This window comes from Aquimonas sp. (genome assembly GCF_044377145.1).
In the GTDB taxonomy this organism is placed as follows: domain Bacteria; phylum Pseudomonadota; class Gammaproteobacteria; order Xanthomonadales; family Xanthomonadaceae; genus Aquimonas.
Genome location: NZ_JBILJQ010000010.1, coordinates 51988 through 68467, shown reverse-complemented (window position 1 = coordinate 68467; position 16480 = coordinate 51988). Strand labels below are relative to the sequence as shown.

At 68.7% G+C, this 16480-nt stretch carries 9 protein-coding genes; 7 read left to right on the top strand and 2 right to left on the bottom strand.

The features are described from left to right. Positions 1-222 precede the first annotated feature (222 nt). Complete coding sequence (locus ACIQ7H_RS05275; RefSeq protein ID WP_395789118.1) at positions 223-2166, bottom strand: hypothetical protein; 1944 nt, start codon at positions 2164-2166, stop codon at positions 223-225. A gap of 154 nt (positions 2167-2320) precedes the next feature. On the opposite strand from ACIQ7H_RS05275, the gene ACIQ7H_RS05270 reads away from it, so the two are divergent. The 6 genes from ACIQ7H_RS05270 to ACIQ7H_RS05245 all read left to right on the top strand — a co-directional run bounded on the left by ACIQ7H_RS05270 (position 2321) and on the right by ACIQ7H_RS05245 (position 10224). Next, positions 2321-5041, top strand: a complete 2721-nt coding sequence (locus ACIQ7H_RS05270) for a protein kinase (RefSeq protein ID WP_395789116.1) — start codon at positions 2321-2323, stop codon at positions 5039-5041. Positions 5042-5149: 108 nt separating this feature from the next. Then, on the top strand, positions 5150-5755 hold the full coding sequence (locus tag ACIQ7H_RS05265; RefSeq protein WP_395789114.1) for a YkvA family protein: 606 nt from the start codon (positions 5150-5152) through the stop codon (positions 5753-5755). A gap of 5 nt (positions 5756-5760) precedes the next feature. Further along, entirely contained in the window at positions 5761-6201 is a 441-nt protein-coding gene (locus tag ACIQ7H_RS05260) for a hotdog fold thioesterase (protein ID WP_395789152.1), read from the top strand. Between the two features lie 85 nt (positions 6202-6286). Continuing rightward, positions 6287-7084, top strand: a complete 798-nt coding sequence (locus tag ACIQ7H_RS05255; protein WP_395789112.1) for a lysophospholipid acyltransferase family protein — start codon at positions 6287-6289, stop codon at positions 7082-7084. Continuing rightward, positions 7085-8083, top strand: a complete 999-nt coding sequence (locus tag ACIQ7H_RS05250; RefSeq protein WP_395789110.1) for a YheT family hydrolase — start codon at positions 7085-7087, stop codon at positions 8081-8083. A gap of 83 nt (positions 8084-8166) precedes the next feature. Then, on the top strand, positions 8167-10224 hold the full coding sequence (locus ACIQ7H_RS05245; protein WP_395789109.1) for a tetratricopeptide repeat protein: 2058 nt from the start codon (positions 8167-8169) through the stop codon (positions 10222-10224). Positions 10225-10723: 499 nt separating this feature from the next. Here the strand turns inward: ACIQ7H_RS05245 and ACIQ7H_RS05240 are convergent, their stop codons facing one another. Next, on the bottom strand, positions 10724-11317 hold the full coding sequence (locus ACIQ7H_RS05240) for a hypothetical protein (RefSeq protein ID WP_395789107.1): 594 nt from the start codon (positions 11315-11317) through the stop codon (positions 10724-10726). Between the two features lie 563 nt (positions 11318-11880). On the opposite strand from ACIQ7H_RS05240, the gene ACIQ7H_RS05235 reads away from it, so the two are divergent. Further along, on the top strand, positions 11881-16473 hold the full coding sequence (locus ACIQ7H_RS05235; RefSeq protein WP_395789105.1) for a hypothetical protein: 4593 nt from the start codon (positions 11881-11883) through the stop codon (positions 16471-16473). The last annotated feature ends 7 nt before the right edge of the window (positions 16474-16480 follow it).

Genomic DNA, 16480 nt, shown 5'->3' with positions numbered 1-16480 from the left:
AGCGACGGCATCTGTCCCGCGCCGACGGCGATGCGGTCGCCGATGGGGCATCCGCGCCGCCTGTTCGGGCCGTCCTCGCCGCTCGCGCATTCGAACAGCAAGGCAAGGGCGTGTTTGCTCTTGAGCCAAGCCTCGTGCGTCGCACTCGGTCGCAACTGGCGCGCAATCAGCCCGCGCTCCGAGTCCCGCTCGAAGCGGGCAAGGGCTACCAAGGTCCGGGTTTCAGAGGTCCTCAAACCCATCGGCAAACACATCGATCTGCGGCTGCACTTCAACCGCACCGATGTCAGTGAAGGCCATGCTGCCCGGTCGCGTCTGCAGGTGGAAGGACTCGCCGTGGAAGTCGCGCGAGTTGGTGGTGATCGAACAGCGGTCGATCAGCTGGGGGCTGCGCGGGGCGTAAGTCTGCGGATCAAGGTCGAAGGCCGAGGGCGGTAGCGTTGTGAAGCTGCCGAGGGTGGGATCGGGGTCGACCACGTGGGCGGCGAAATCCGCGGTCGACTGGTAGAAGCCGCACCAGCCGCGGGTGAAGCGCGCGGTCGTATCGTTGCCGCCGATGTTGGCAGGCGCGGGGCTGACGGTCGAGGCGAGAATGCTGGCATAGGCCGCCGCGGTACCGGCATCGTCGAGCCGGAAGAAGCGGTCAAGCCCGCTGCGCAGGATCGCCGTAGTGTTCAGGAGCAGCACAGTGCCGCCGAAGGCGGAGTAGAACAGCGAGCGTCCCGCGACGCCGCTGGCATCGGTGACCGAGTTGTCGTCAAGGATGCTGGCAACAAGCTGAAGCCGCGAATCGGCATCCACCGCCGCGAACATGTTCTGCGTGGCCTGGTTGTCACGCACGCTGGCTCGCTGCAATCGCAGTCTGGCGCCGCTGGAAGCTCCAGCCAGTCGGCCCGTGCTCCCCGTATCGGGCGCGTTGTTGTGCAGGCTGACGCAGGGCACGCTGTTGAAGAAGCTGCAGCTGACCGCGTTGCCCGAAGGCCGTATCTCCAGATCGATCCCGTTGCTGGCGGACAGGCCGAGCACGCCGCGGCCCGCCTGCTGCGCCACCACCAGGTTCTGCAGCCGGAACCGGCTCTCGCCCAGCGGGCGCGTGCTCGTGCCGAGGCGGTAGCTGCCGCTCAGGCACAGGCCCGGGTTGAAGCCGGTGTTGCTGCTGACCGCAAGCAGCGCTGGCGAGTCGTCGGCCGCACCCAGCACGCGCACGCCGGCGGTGGCCGGCTGGCTCGCGTCGAGGGTGCCGGTGCCGGCCGCGCAGCCGCCGGTTTCGGCACTGCTCTGGTTGCCTACGATCCAGACCAGGCCTGCCGCGGACGGCCGCGGCTGCAGGCCGCCGCCGCCTTCGAGACTGCCGAAGCAATGAAAGGCGGCGCCGCTGCCGGCCTGGTTGAAGCCGATCACCGTGTCGCTGGCGATGATGCTGCCGTGGCGGCTGGTGCCGACGCCGCCAGCGGGCGGAATGCCGCCGCAGTAGAGGCCACCGCCCATACCGCTGGCGGTGTTGCTGACGATTTCCGCGCCTTCGGTCAGAAACAGGTCGACCCGCGCCAGCGGCTCAGACACGGTCACCAGGCTGCCGGTCAGCACCACGCCGCCGCCGTCGATCGCGCTGTTGCTGCGAATGCTCAAGCCGCGTCCCAGCAGCACCGAAGACCCGCCGCGGATCGCCAGCCCACCGCCATAGGCATTGACGCCACTGCCAACCGCGTCGCCGCCGGTCAACACGATGCGGCGCATCTGGAAGGTGCCGACGCGGCCGTTCAGCCGCAGATCCAGCACGCTGCGCGGTGAGCCGCCGCTGCCGTTGAACACGGCGCGGTCTGCATCCAGCGTGGGATCGCCTGAAAGCCCCGAGCTGCAGGTGTCGTAGCCGCTTTCGAGCAGCACGCCGGTCTGGACAACGCTCGGCGTGTAGACCATGCCGTCGGGCACCGCATAGGTGCCTTTGTTGATCAGCACCGAATGCAAGCCCGGCTGGTTCTGCAGCGCGTTCAAGGCGGCCTGCAGGCTGGAATGGGTGCAGGCGACATCGCTGCCGACCCGCAGCACCAGCGCCTGCGCGCACGGTGCGGCCGTCAATAGGGCGAGCAGCAGCAAGGCGCAGGCCTGGCGGACACCCAGCGGCGCGCGTGGGCCGCTGAGCGAATCAATCGATGCGTTGCACATGGATGGCCTCCGGAGCGATCGTCCCCGTCCGCAGGTCTGCGTTCGGGTCTTGCTGCCAGGAGACACACGCGAAACCGCGCGACCAACAGACACCGCGTCCGCGCTCGCTATGCTCTGCCACCTGGCGCCCGCCCACCGTGCAGGAGTTGCGAGCATGTCGACCCCTGATCGCGGCATCCCACCGGCGGTCGCTGACGCCGCTGAGCTGGCGCTCTGGCGCGCGGCCGATCGCGTCTTCGACCAGCTGCTTGAGCTGGAACCCGACGCGCGCGAGGACGCGCTGCAGGCGCTCGCGCTGCCACCGGAGCTGGAGCAGCGCGTGCGGCAGCTGCTGCGGGCGGATTCAGCGGCCGACGCGAGTTCGGGCCCGGGTGTTCTGGCCCCGGCGGCGGCACTGCGCGGACGCCAACTCGGGCGCTGGGTGCTGGAGGACGAGCTTGGACGCGGCGGCATGGCGGTGGTCTACCGCGCGCGCAGCTTCGAGGCGCCACATCGGCAGGCGGCGCTGAAGCTGCTGCCGCTGGCGACCCGGACCGAGGGTGTTGAACGCTTCCGCCGCGAGCAAGCGATCCTGGCCCGCCTCGACCACCCGCGTATCGCTGCGCTGCTGGATGCGGGCAGCGCGGAGGACGGCAGTCTGTGGCTGGCGATGAATCTGGTTGAAGGTCAGCCGATCGATCTCTGGTGCAGAAACCAGCGGCTGGAGCTGCGCGCCCGCGTGGGGCTGCTGCTGCAGGTCTGCGAGGCCGTCGCCTACGCCCATCGCAGCCTGGTGGTGCATCGCGACATCAAGCCTTCGAACGTGCTGGTCGACGCCAGCGGACACGTGCGGCTGCTCGACTTCGGCATCGCTCGCTTGACCGAGGACGAGTTCGATACGGAAGCCACCGCCACCCGCTGGCGGGCGCTTTCGCCTGCCTATGCGGCGCCCGAACAGTTCACCGGCGGGCCGGCCACCACGGCGATGGATGTGTTCGGCCTGGGCGCACTGCTGTACACCCTGCTGTGTGGGCAACCGCCGCGTTCCGGCACCGATTCCGATGCGCCGATCACCCAGCCGTCGCGGTGTCGCGCCAGCGTGGAAGACCCGGATCTGCCGCCGGTACAGCTGCTGCGCGGTGACCTCGACGCGATCGTGCTGAAGGCGCTCGAACGCGACCCCGCGCGTCGCTATCCGAGCGTGGAAGCACTGGCCGCCGATCTGCAGCGCTGGCACGACGGCCGTGCCGTGCAGGCACGCGCGCCGACCCTGCTGTACCGCTTCAGTCGCACGCTCAAGCGGCACTGGCTGCCGGCCGCGCTGGGCCTGATCGCGGTGCTGGCGCTGCTGACCGGCAGCGCGATCGCGCTGGAGCGCGCGGCCGCCGCCGAGCGCGAGCGCCAGGCCGCCGAGCTCGCCCGCGCCGATGCCGAAGCGGGTCGCGCCCGGGCTGACGCGCTGCGTGGCTTCCTGCAGGGCGTGTTCGAAACCGAGGTGCCCGGGCGGCCGCGGGAGGAATTGCCGAGCACCGCGATGCTGCTGCAGGAAGCCGAAACTCTGGCGCTGAATGCACAGGGTCAGCCCGAGGTGCGCGCCGACATGCTGGATTCGATCACACAGGTGTGGATCGCGCGCGGCGATCAGGCGCGTGGCGGGCACCTGGTCGACGCCAGCCTCGCCCTTTCGGAAACGCTGACCGCGACGCCCGCGCTGGCGGCGGAGATCGCCGCACGTGCCCTGCTGCGGCGCGCGCAGCTGGAGCGACAGCAGCGCGAGCCCGAGCGCGCACTCGACGCCTTGGCACGCGCGGAACAACGCCTCGGCGTTTTGGCCGGGAGCGAGCTGTGGGCCGAGATTCGGCTCGAACGCGGCCATCTGTTCGGCGATCAGCGCCTGTTCGCGCAGGCGCTGGCGCAGATCGAACCGCTGCTGGCCGAGGCAGGCGCGTCGCTGGCGCCGCGCAGCCGTCAGCGGCTGGTGAACGCGCTGGCGATCTATTACGGCCAGCTCGGTCGGCACGACGAGGCGCAGGCGCTGCGCGTCGAGTCGTTGGCGCTGATGCGTGCGCTGTACGGGCCGCGTCATCTGCGGGTGGCCGTGATGCTCGCCAATCTGGGCAATGGCGAGCGCGCGCTGGGCCGATTCGACGCTGCCGCGGAAGCCTTCGCGGAAGCGTTGTCGATCTTTGACGCGGTGCTCGACGCCCCCAGCGAGTACCGCGGCAGCGCTTGGCTCGGCACCGGCCGGCTGGCGCTGGCGCGCGGCGAGTTCGAGCCTGCGCGGATCGCGTTCGAGCGTGGCAATGCGGAAATCGCCCAGGTGCGCGGGCTCGCCCGGGCCGAGGACTACGACGTTTACCACTGGAACCGCGGCATCGCGCTGGCCGCGGGCGGCGCCAGCGCGGAGGCGCGCGCCGCTCTGAGCCGCGCGCTGGAGCTGCTGGCGCAGCGGCCGGCGCCGTATGCGGGCCTGCGCGCGGTCGCTGCAGCCTGGCTGGCGATCACCGAGTGCGATGGCGGAGGCGACGGCTCAGCCGCGCTGCGCAGGCTGCAGTCCGAACTTGCGCTCAGCCCGGTGCTCGCGGTCGAAGACCACGCACTCACGGTTGAGGCCGAGGCCAGCTGCGCGCTGGCGGCAGACGACCCGACCCGGGCGGCGGCCTTGCTGGCGAGTTTGCGTGGCGCTGATCGAACGCTGCCGCCGGGCCTTGCCGCCGACGTGGCCCGTCGGCTCGCGCGCGCAGCGGCAGCGGCGCTGGCACTGGGCGAACACGCTACTGCCGCGAGTTTGCGGCGAGAGGCACTGCAAGCGCTGCAGGCCGCAGGGCTGGGCGCACATCCGCTTGCGGCGAGCTTGAGCATGCACATGGCCGCCAGCAGCGGCGATCACCGGTGACCATCGTCAATTGACCGCCCCCCGGGGGCTGGCTAGGCTGCGCAGGCTGCGCGGTCGTGTTCCGCGCCAGGTCCCCTCCCTCGAATCCGAATGCCGCAAGGAACCGCCATGCCCCTCAGCATCAACATCGAACTCAGCGACAGCGATCTGGAGCGCTTCCGCGCCGCGCAGAAGTCGGCCGAGGCCAATGCGAAGTCGCCGGACGAGATCGTCGCCGCCGCCACCGCCCTGCTGAAAACCGCCCAGGTCGACTCGCTGCCGGACTTCATCCGCCAGCGTCTGGAAGGCTTGGACTCGCTGATCGCGATGCTGAACGACGATGGCTTCGCCCTGCCGGAAGAAGACCGCAAGCATGTGGTCGCCGCGCTGGTGTACTTCGTCGACCCCTCCGATGCGATCCCCGACCACGTGCCGGTGCTGGGCTACCTCGACGACGCGATCATGATCGAGCTGTGCCTGCGCGAGCTGCACAACGAGCTGGAGGCCTACGAGGACTTCTGCGACTTCCGCCAGCACGAAGCCGATCGCCGTGGCCTGAATCCGGCCGAGGTCGGTCGCGCTGACTTCCTCGAATCGCGCCGCGAAGAGTTGATCGGCCGCATTCACCGCCGCCGCGACCGCGACTACGGCGTCGGCTACGGCGGCAGCAGCGGCTACGGCGGCCGCGAGAAGTACACCCGCAGCTGGCGCCCCGGCCTGATGCAGATCCGTTGAGCGCGATGGGCTCGCCCTTCCGTCATGACACCGACGCGGCCGGCCTGAACGCCGGTTCGCGCGGCACCCTGATGGAGCACCTCGGCATCGAGGTGCTTGAGGTCGGGGCCGATTTCGTCCGCGGGCGGATGCCGGTCGATCAGCGCACCCATCAACCGTTCGGGCTGCTGCACGGCGGCGCGTCGGTGGCGCTGGCGGAATCGCTGGGCAGCATGGCCGCCAACCTGTGCCTGCCGGACCCGGCCAGCCAGGTCGCAGTCGGGCTGGAGATCAATGCCAACCACCTGCGTGCGGTGACCTCAGGCTGGGTGATCGGCACCGCGCGGCCGGTGCATGTCGGCCGCAGCACCCAGGTCTGGGATATCCGCATCGAGAACGAGGCCGGCCAGGCGACCTGCGTGTCGCGGCTGACCATGGCGGTGGTGCCGCGGGCCAAACCCGGCTGAACCCGAGCCGCCGGGGTATGCGCCGGCGGTTCTGCCGCAGTGCGGCATCTGGCCCCACAAGGTCGGCTCCGGTATCGTGCCGCGCATGAACTCCCTGTCGGATTCGCCATCGCCGGCGCAGCTGCGCGACCCTTGGCGAGCGTTGCGGTATGCCCTGCGCGCGCCTTTGCTGCTGCTGCACCTGCTGATCTCGCTGCCGCTGACCGTGCTCTTGATCAATCCGATCACTGCGCGGATCGGCCGTGGCACCGGCCGCCTGGATCACCGGATGATCCGGCTGTGGTGCACCGGCCTGCTGCGCATCTTCGGGTTTCGCGTCCGCCAGTTCGGGCAGCCGCTGCCCGGCGGGGTGTTGTTCGTCGCCAACCACGTGGCCTGGCTCGACATCACCCTGATGCACAGCCGGCACGTGGTCGGCTTCGTGGCCAAGGCCGAGATCAGCCGCTGGCCGCTGATCGGCTGGCTGGCCGCGCGCGCCGGCACCATCTATCACCACCGCGGCAACAACGAATCGCTGAACGGGGTGATGCACCAGATGGTCGAGCGCCTGCGTGCGCAGCAGGCGGTCGGGGTGTTTCCCGAAGGCCGCACCACCGACGGCCTGAGCGTGCACACCTTTCACGCGCGGATCTTCCAGGCTGCGGTGACTGCGCCGTCGACCGTACAGCCGGTCGCGCTGCGCTACGGCGAGGGCGGCTCGGCCCAGGCGCTGGTGGCGTTCCAGCCGGGCGAGAGCTTCATGGCCAATTTTCTGCGCGTGCTGGGTGACCCGCCGCGGGTGGCCGAAGTGCATTTCCTGCAGCCCATCGAACCCAACGAAGACGGCCGCCGCCGGCTCGCCGACAGCGCGCGCGCGCAGATCATCGCGGCGATGCAGCGCTAGATGAGCGCTGACGTGTTCAGCCCGCCGCGCCTGCTGCGCAACCCGCACCTGCAGTCGGTGCTGGCCAGCAGTCGGCTGCGCCGCTTCGTGCTGCGCCAGCGCAGCCGGCTCGAGCACGCCGCTGAACTGCATGACCTGCACTGCCCCGGCGGCGCGCACCTGCAGGGCTATCTGACCCGCCAGAACGCTCAGCCGGAAACCCGTGGTCTGGTGATGCTGCTGCACGGCTGGGAAGGATGCGCCGGCTCCAACTACGTGCTCGATACCGGCGGTGAGCTGCTGCAGCGTGGCTTCGACGTGTTCCGGCTGAATTTCCGCGACCACGGCGACACCCACCATCTGAACCCGGAACTGTTCAGCTCCAACCGCATCGAGGAAGTGGTCGAAGCGGTGGCCCTGGTGCAGCAGCGGTTTGATCCATCGCGCTTCGCCATCGCCGGGTTCTCGCTCGGCGGCAACTTCGCCCTGCGCGTGGCGCTGCGCGCGCCGGCAGCGGGGATCCGGCTCGACCACGCGGCGGCGGTGTGCCCGGTGATCAGCCCGGCCGCCGGGATGGCGGCGATCGAACGCGCGCCGTGGTTCTACCAGCACTACTTCATGCTGAAGTGGGTTGGCTCGCTGAAGCGCAAGCAGAAGCTGTTCCCCGAGCACTCCCACTTCAGCGCTGCGGAGCTGAAGTCGGGCATGCGCGAGCTGACCCGGATCCTGGTTGAACGCCACACCACGCTCGGCGATCTCGACAGCTACCTCGACAGCTATTCGATCGCCGGGGAGCGTCTGGCCAGCCTGCAGGTTCCGACCAGCATCCTCACCTCGGCCGACGATCCGATCATTCCGGTCGTGGATTTCCATCGCCTGCAGCTGCCGCCGCAGGCCAGCCTGGAAGTGCTGGCGCACGGCGGCCACTGCGGGTTCTTCGACGGCTTCGGCGCACGCAGCCACGCCAGCCGCTGGGTCGCCCAACGCCTGCAGCAGGGTCTGGCCGACGCCGCCGGCTGAGCCGTGCCTTGCAGAGGGACCGCACTGGGGAGGTCTGCAAGCCGCTGGTACACTCGCCGGCTTTCGTCTTCAAGGCCCGCCCGATGCTGCAGCCCATCCACGACGCCCTGCGCCGCAATGCCACCGATGTCGCCATCGACCTCGCCCGCAAGGGCCTGGCGCAGATGCCCAGCAGCCCAGACATGCATCACCTGCTGGCACTTGGATTGCTCCAGAAGGGCGATATCCGGCAAGCCGAGGAATCGCTGCACACGGCGATCGCGCTGGCGCCGGAAACCGCACGCTTCCACGTCACCCGCGCCGAGTTGGCGTTTGCCCGCAACGATGCCGCAGCGGCTCGCAGCGATCTCAGCCTGGCGGTGAAGTTCGACCCGAATTCGATGCCCTCGTACGTGGGATTGGCGCGGATCGCGCTCGGCGAAGGCGATGTCGAGGACGCCGAAGCGCAGCTCAAACTGGCGCGGCTGGTTGACCCGGATCACCCGGCGGTGCTGCAGGTGCAGGGCCAGATCTCGCTGGTGCGCGGTGATGCAGATGGCGCCCTGGGCGCACTCAGTCGAGCGGTGCAGCTCAATCCGGCCGACCCGCGGCTGCACTTCGACCTGGCACTCGCCTACCAGGCCCGCGGCCTGCCGGCGGTTGCCGCTCAAGCGCTGCGCAACGCGATCAAACTCAATCCGCGGCTGGGCAATGCACAGCGCCTGCTGGTGAGCGTCCTGCTGGAAGGGGGTGAGAACGCCGCCGCCCGCGATCAGCTGCAGGAAGTGCTCAAGCACACCCCGACCGATGCGGGCGGCTGGGGCCTGCTGGGCGGAATCGAGTTCGACCTCGGCAATCTGGAAGCGGCCGAGTACGCCACTCTGCAAAGCCTGGTGCTGGTACCGGAGCAACCGCTGCTGGTCTCCCGCCTGCTGGATCTGTGGGTAAACATCCAGGACGGCGCGCGCGCGCGCGCCGCCTTGGACGCCGTGCTGCAGCATCAGAGCGGCGCGGACCTGCTGTGGAACGCGCGCTTCAGCCTCGACGCCGTGAACCCCGCCGGTGAACAGGTACTGGAGCGCTGGCGCGTCGCCCGGCCGGGCAGCCTGGCGGTGGAAGAGGCTGCGGCGCAGCGCGCGGAAGCACTGGGCCGGATTGACGAGGCCACCAAGCTGGCCGAGCAGGTGCTGACACAGGAGCCGATGCGGGTCCGCGCAAACCTGGTGCTGGTTCGGTTGCAGCGCGACAGCGCTCCTGCTGCTGCTCTTGAGCGGCTGAGCACACTGATCGAGCAGCCGCTCGACGCCGGTCTGCTGCGCAGCATGCAAAGCCTGCGCGGCCTTCTGCTGAACAATTTGGGCCGTTACGACGAAGCCATGGACAGCTGGCGCGTTTCGATCGTGGTCACCGAGGGCGAGCGCGCGCCCGGCTTGCCGCTGCCGGGCTTCCTGCCGGCCGGTCCGGCACTCGCCGCTGACGCCCCGCGCGGGGCGCAGGCGCGGCTGCTGTGGGTGCTTCCGGGCGTCCAGGCGGCCGCCGCACTGTCGGCCTTGGGCGCCGCAACCGTCGTGCTGACCGACCGCTTCAACAGCGACCAACGCAACGACGGACTCGGCCCGCTGCGTCCGCAAATCGGCCATCACGGCGAATCCGGCGCCGAAGCAGCCTGGCTGCACCATTTGAGCGTGCGCGGTCTGAGCCCCGAGGGCGTGATCGATGTGTTGCCGCACTGCGACGCGGGCCTGCTGTCGGCCCTGCCGGACGCGCGTTTGGTGGTTCTGCTGTCGGACCCGCGCGACCTGCTTCTGTCCTGGCTGGCGCTTGGCTCGGCGCAGGGTTACGCGATCGACAGCCCGGAGCTGCTGAGCCGCTGGCTCCGCGAGGCCTGCAAGATGCTGATCGAACACCTGCAGACGGCGCCGGAACGCACCGCCCTGCTGCGACTCGAAGACCTGCAGTCCGATCCTGTCAGCGCACTGGCCGCCGCCGCTGCCTTCTTCGGCATCGAGGCGCCCTTGGGCAACTACGCCCCCCCGCACGGCAGCGACCCCAACCCTGCGCGTTTCGCCGCAGGCACCTGGCGCAACTACACCGGCGTGCTGGGCGAGGTGTTCGCCAGCCTCAGCCCACTGGCGGTGGAGCTCGGCTACCCGGCGGACTGACGACCTTCGCTGCTGCGGACCGTCGAAACCCGAACGCCGCGGTCAGGGCAGCGCTGGCGTTCGTGGTCGGAACCGCTGCCACTGAAGTGCGGTGCGGGCGCCTGACTGCAGCGCTGCGCGCCTGCTTCGGGTGAGCACAAGCGAAGCCCTGCCATGGGCCTCGGCTTCGCCTCCGCCACGTTCAACCCGGCGGCAGGCGGATGCCGTCGACATCGGCCAAGTGACGCCAGATGAGCGCCACAACGATCGAGTCACCGGGAGCATCGCACTCACGGTTCGAAGCCATCGCTGAACTGGTCGATGCCCAGCAGTTCCACCCGGCTTTCGCCGCCCGGCAGCTTCGCAGTCACCTTGCCGGAGCCGAGCGCCGCGGCACTGAGCTCGACAAAGCCGAGTACGCGAATGCAGCCGCTTGCTCAGACGCGGGAAGAGCGGGTCAGCAGGAAGAGATGTCAGCTACTTCGTCACTTGTTGACGGGGGAGTCTATGCATGACTACGTCAGATTCCACTCGCAGAAACGCCTAGCTTCTCTAGTCCGTGCGCAACAGCGGTGAAGCGGGAAACCCGCCCATCGTCATAGCGAATCACGATGCACCCAAGGCCGTTCTCTGCGCGAAGATCGACACCTGAAACTGTCGCTGTGCGCCCCCAGGGATCGCGAACTCGGCTGCCAATCGGAAGCCCCGGATCTTCTGCCTGCGGTCGACTGAAGAAAGCCTGCACTCGGCGCCAAATAATTCTCGCCGCGGGTTGTGCAGGAGATAAAGGCACTGGCGCTTCGTTGCCGTGGCGGTCGTAACCTTCCCCTTCTTCACCCACGAGTCTCGCTGATAGCAACTCCGCCACTGAGTGCATCTTGGAGATCATGGCCTTGGTCGGGTGCTTTGATTCGAGATTTCCGCTTTCCCAGGTAAGCCACGACGTGTCGGCCTCACTGGAGTCGGCGAACACCGCAAAATGCTCGCCAAGAACCGGCTCCCAGCGCAAATCAAGATCAGACTCGACCAATGAAAACCACTCGCGGAGCGCGATTTCCGGACCGCTGGGGTCCGACCAATCCTCACGACGCGTGATGTAGAGTGAATAGCCCATTTGGAATCAAACACCTGAGTTAAGCCGGGCCGCGAAGCGGCTTCGGCTTGAAGGATCGAATGGACTCCTCCCGCCTCACCGCTCGGTTTCGCTGAGCCAGACTGAGGGCCCATAGCCTTCAGTCGTCGGGATCGCACGAGGAGTCTGCCATGCAGACTACTGCCAACTGCCCAACCACCGCGAGCACACCCGCCACGCGCGTCGCGGGCCGTGCCAGTGCGGAGGCTCCAAGGGCTGGGTATGCGCAGCGGACACACGAAGTATCGAGTGGTCCGGCTACTGGGGCAGGTCACAGGCAAGTCCGAGCTACCGCATGCGGTACCTGTCAGATCCGACAGTGACCACGGATTGCGAACTGCGTCACGCTAATCGAGCAATGCAGATCCCTGAATAGTCCTATGGGTAACAGATCCAGCCTGCCCGCTCGCACGTAGCCAAGCGCCACATCAGCTCAGCCGCGCGCAGACCCTCTTTGGGATGCCGCCGCTTGGAATCGCTAGAGCCTGCCGGGCAGCTGACAACCTGCCGCTAAGGAGAGAATTCGCATAGCCGCTGATCTCCCGTTGTCGCGCAATGTCCTCGACACGTTGTTTCCAGCAGGCGTGCTGAAGACCGACACGCCTCCTACCGCAGTGCACACGTTGTTCGATCACGCCGCCGGCGATCTCGCCGCGTTGCTGCCTGCTGGCGCCGATGACGAACCGACCCGCAGCGCGATGCACGCCCTCAGCGCTTACCTGCACCGAGCCGAGGCGACGGGGGCCGACAACGCGCCGCCGCTGCGGGTGGGCGATGTGATAGCGGTGTTGCGGCGGCATCCGATCGCGAGCACCCGGCTCGACGGCGCGCGATGGAGCACCGGTCTGGAAGCGAGTCGACACATCGGACCGATCCACGATCGGCTCGGCCGCCCCCTGTGGGTCGATCTGTATCGGAGCGTGCGCCAGTTGCGCTTCGTGCGCAGCCCTGGCGGCGCGCCGTTCCTCGCGCTTCCGATCGCGCAGGTCGGCCCGGCGCTGATCAGCACGACCCTGCGCGCGGGCCAGCCGCTGCAGCTGAGCGCCGGCAGCCTGTGGTTCGCCACCGGGCTGGTCTCGACGGCACCGGCCGGCATCCATACCGGCGTTCGCATCGGCGGCGGTAGCCTCGTGTTCGGCGCGGACATCGCCCTGGGCGGCGAAGAAGTGGTGGTCCCGGCGGGGGTATCGATTGATCTGCGGGTGGAGCTCGATCCGCCTGTGCCCGCCGCTGCGACCGGTGCATTCGCCTCGACCCGGTTTGAAGCCCCGAAAGGCCTCGCGCTGTCGATCCGCGCCGCGGCGGCGACGATCGAAGTCGTCGGTAACGCCGGCCTGCGCGTGTGGGGCGACACCGTCGAACTCGCCCCCGCGCCCGGTCCAGCGCAGTACCGCGCCGATCTCAACCGTCTGATCGTGCCGATGACTGCTGTGCCGGAGGGGGCGGCGGCACCTGGTCTGGCCGTGCGCGATTCAGATTCGAAGCTGTTCATTGCGAGCGGCGAAGCCGAAATCGGGGCGGCCGGTCTGGCGCTGCCGGCGGCGAGCATCGCGCCCGCCGACCTCGGCATCGCCAGCGGCGTGGGCGCCCTGATGCTGACGCTCAGGCGCGGCCTGCACGCGCGCTGGACAGGCGAAGCCGCCAAGGCGGATCTCGGCGAAGCGGTGCTGCTGCTCGACGAATCGAGACTCGCGTTCAGCGCCGGCGCCGCCTTGGCCAACGGCCGCGCGACGCGACCCGTTCTGGTGCATGCGTCGGCGCCGGCGGAATGGGTCATGTCGCGGCGCGATCGTGCGCCAGTGCATTACTTCGCCGGTGCGGACGGGGCTGAACTGGTGATCCAGAGCGTCGACGCCGAACTGCGCCTTCCGATGCCGGTGGACGTGACCGGCAATCGGGTCGCCGCACGGCTGCCGTCGGCGCAATCGATGATCCTGTTACATGCCGACGGCAATCGCGACATGCTGATCGGCGGCCTGTGCGTCGTCGCCAAGCCGCCGCGACCGCTCGCGTTCGGTCTGACCAACGCTGTGCTGCGCGCGACCGCGCCGCTGGCGGCGGTGCTGATCGGCCGGCTCGGCGAAGACGATGCGATCGTCAACGGCCGCGCGATCCTGGCGTACGGCCTGGCCAGCGTCCTGCCGTCCCTGCCCGATCCCTATGCCGCCAATCTCGGCCTCGGCCAGCGCAGCAGCGATGGCCTGCAGGGCGTCCTGCTGAGCAACTACGGCTTCTCGCCGACCGGCGAGAAGCTGGAATTCGTTCTCCCGCCCGGCGCCGCAGTGGATCCATCAGCACTGCAGAGCGCACAGGCGGCGACCGATATCGCAGCGGCGCCGAACCGCGCGAGCGCGTTCGGCGCGGAGCGCGGAACGTCGATATCGGCGATCAACGACCGGCTCGGCGATGTGCTGGATTTCGAGCGTCAGCCGAAGATCGTGCTGCTCGATGTATCGAGCAACGCCAGCCGCTTCGGAGTGGCGATGCGTCCGCCCAACGCCGACGCGCGCGAGAGCATCGCGCAGCAGCCCTTGAAACCGACCGCGGTGCGCGACCTCGATCTGTCGGTCGACGGCCGACTGCTGGTGCTGCTGACCCTGCCCGCGGTGCAGTGGGAACCGGTGCGCTCGCAGCCGGGCCCCGAACCCTTCCCGGACGAAGTGCGCTTCGCGAACAGCGGCGTGCCGACGATCATCGATGTGCCGAGCGTGAACCTGGTGCCGATGAATCCGCTCACCGCTTACCAGACGATTGTCGACAACTTCGCGGAGGCCGCGCCACGGCCCGCGAACGCGCGCTTTACCTTGCCCTTCGGCATGCTCGCCAGGACCCGACTCGCCGCGCCGGTCGGTGGCGGTCGCGGCGCCAAGGTCGGCGAGGTGCGTCCGGTCGCCGACGATCTGTTGGGCGCGCACCAGTTGAGTCTCGAAGCGCGGCACCCCGCCCTGCCCGCCGGCGAAACCCCCGCGCTGCCCGGCTATGCGCTGCAATTGCCGGTCGCGCTGCCGACCGACGGTTCGCCGGCGACCAGCATCCTCGGCCCTTCGGTCACCATGATCTTCAATGGTTACCTCGGCCCAGGCGAACCGACCGCACTGGTCCCGGTGACCCGAATCGACCTGTCCGGACATGGCGAAAGCCTGTTCAGCGACTGGAAGAATCCGGACGACCCGGAAACCGGCGTCTCCAAGGCCGAATTCCAGGTCCTCAACGGCCGCGCCGCGCATGAGGTCGTGCAGGTCAAGAGCATCCTGCTGCCGTACTTCATCCCGGTGGTGCGCACGATCACGCTCGAACGCCGCGGCAATGCGGTGTTCACCCGTCAGGACAGCGGCTGGGTCGCGGTGCGCGACGGCGCGTACCGCGCCACCCCCGGCAGCGGCATCGCCACCCATCCGGGGCTGGTCCTGCGCGCGACCAGGATCGGCAACATCCGCGAGACCGGTACCAGTTTCAGCGTCGCCGGCGGCGAATTCGTAGCCGCCTATTTCGACACTGACCTGATCGTCGATGGCGCTGCCGCGCCGGTACCGGCGCGGCGCCAGATCGGCTACGTCAAGCTCTCGATTCCGGCGCTGACCCCGCCGATGTACGCGGCCCTGATCGAGAAGGTCGGACCGATGGGCGGCGCCATCGACGCTACGATCGCGATCGCTGGCGGGCGCCACCGCATGCGTCTGCACCGGGTCGGCATCGGCATCGCCGGGCCGGAATTCGCGATGGCGGCCTGGGGCAGTCTCGCCTTTCCGGGCGGAGGCGAATGGTCCGTGCTGGAGACAGAAAACGCGCTCGATGCGCCGGCGCCGGTCGCGGCCGACCGCGGCCTGCCGATCATCCGCCAGGGCGCCGCCGGCGCACCGGCGATCGGGCCTTACCGCTTCGCCGATCCAGAGGATTTGTTCGACGTCGCCAACCCGGGTCGCGACTACGGCATCCTGCATTCGATGGGCACCCAGCGGGCGTTCTTTCGGCGCCCGCGGATCGAAGCGGCCAGCCCGCACCGGATCGTTTCCAGCGAACGTCCGGTGATCGCCGATCCGCTGATCCTCGCCACCGCGATCGGGCCCTTCCCGCGCCAGGCCGATGCGATCCCGCTGCCTTCGGCGGCGTTCGCGCTCGAGGTGCGCCCCGACCAGTCCTGGCGGCTGGATGCGCCCGCCACTTTCCCCGCAGCGATCCCGCGGCGCACGGTCCGCAGTGCCGGCACCGTGCGCAGCGACATCGACTACAGCGGCGCGACCGTCACCTACACCTTCGACACCGCGGCGCCGGTGCCGTGGCGGTTTGCGCTGGAAAACGCGCTGAAGATCATGGCCCACACCTCGATGGGCGACCTGATGTCGATGGTCGCCAACATCGACGCGGAGGCCGGCCGCGCGACCCGCTTCGCCGATCCCGGACTGCGTCTCGGTGGCCCGTTCGACATCGTCCAGGATCTGCTGACGATCATGCAGGATCTCGGCATCCCGGCGAAACCCGATGTGCGGATGACCAACGGCTGGTCGCTCAAGGTCGGACTGAAGGTGCCGTTCGTCGATGCCATGGGAGATGACTTCGAGGTCATCCCCGGCGAACCCTTGCCGACGATCATCTTCGCCGACACCGGTGTGAAGGTCGAACTGGCGGTCGCGCCCGACGCAGACGAAGCCGAACTGGAAGTCGCCGGCTCGCCGATGTTCGGGATCAAGTCGGTGCCTGGGCTGTACGTGGTCGCGATCATCAAGTTCAAGCTCAAGCTCTCGACCAAGAGCGGCACCACCTACGGCGTGCTGATCGGGGTTGGCGTCGCCTACAAGTTCCCGAAGCTGGGTCCGATCGAGTTCAAGGCGATGTTCGCCCTGACCTTCTTTGCGGTGTTCGGCGACACGGTGCTCGGCTACGGCGTCGGCTTCCTGCTCAAGGCCTCCGCCGAAATCCCGCCGATCGTCTCGGTCGACATCTCGCTGGAAGGCAAGCTCGCACGACTCATCGTGCAGAAGGATCTGCCCGACGAGACCGTGTTCCAGATCGCCAAGCTGGCCTTTGCCGTCGAAATCTCGGTGTTCCTGATCTTCAGCATCTCGGTCGAGTACGAAACCAAGAAGATCGAAGTGATCCGGGGACCGCTGTTGGAAAGCGACGCGCCCGACGTGCTCTGAACCGCCC

Coding starts and splice junctions, on each gene's coding strand:
- ACIQ7H_RS05250 (WP_395789110.1), top strand. CDS start 7,085: ATGAGCGCTGACGTGTTCAGCCCGCCGCGCCTGCTGCGCAACCCGCAC.
- ACIQ7H_RS05270 (WP_395789116.1), top strand. CDS start 2,321: ATGTCGACCCCTGATCGCGGCATCCCACCGGCGGTCGCTGACGCCGCT.
- ACIQ7H_RS05265 (WP_395789114.1), top strand. CDS start 5,150: ATGCCCCTCAGCATCAACATCGAACTCAGCGACAGCGATCTGGAGCGC.
- ACIQ7H_RS05255 (WP_395789112.1), top strand. CDS start 6,287: ATGAACTCCCTGTCGGATTCGCCATCGCCGGCGCAGCTGCGCGACCCT.
- ACIQ7H_RS05240 (WP_395789107.1), bottom strand. CDS start 11,317: ATGGGCTATTCACTCTACATCACGCGTCGTGAGGATTGGTCGGACCCC.
- ACIQ7H_RS05245 (WP_395789109.1), top strand. CDS start 8,167: ATGCTGCAGCCCATCCACGACGCCCTGCGCCGCAATGCCACCGATGTC.
- ACIQ7H_RS05275 (WP_395789118.1), bottom strand. CDS start 2,166: ATGTGCAACGCATCGATTGATTCGCTCAGCGGCCCACGCGCGCCGCTG.
- ACIQ7H_RS05260 (WP_395789152.1), top strand. CDS start 5,761: ATGGGCTCGCCCTTCCGTCATGACACCGACGCGGCCGGCCTGAACGCC.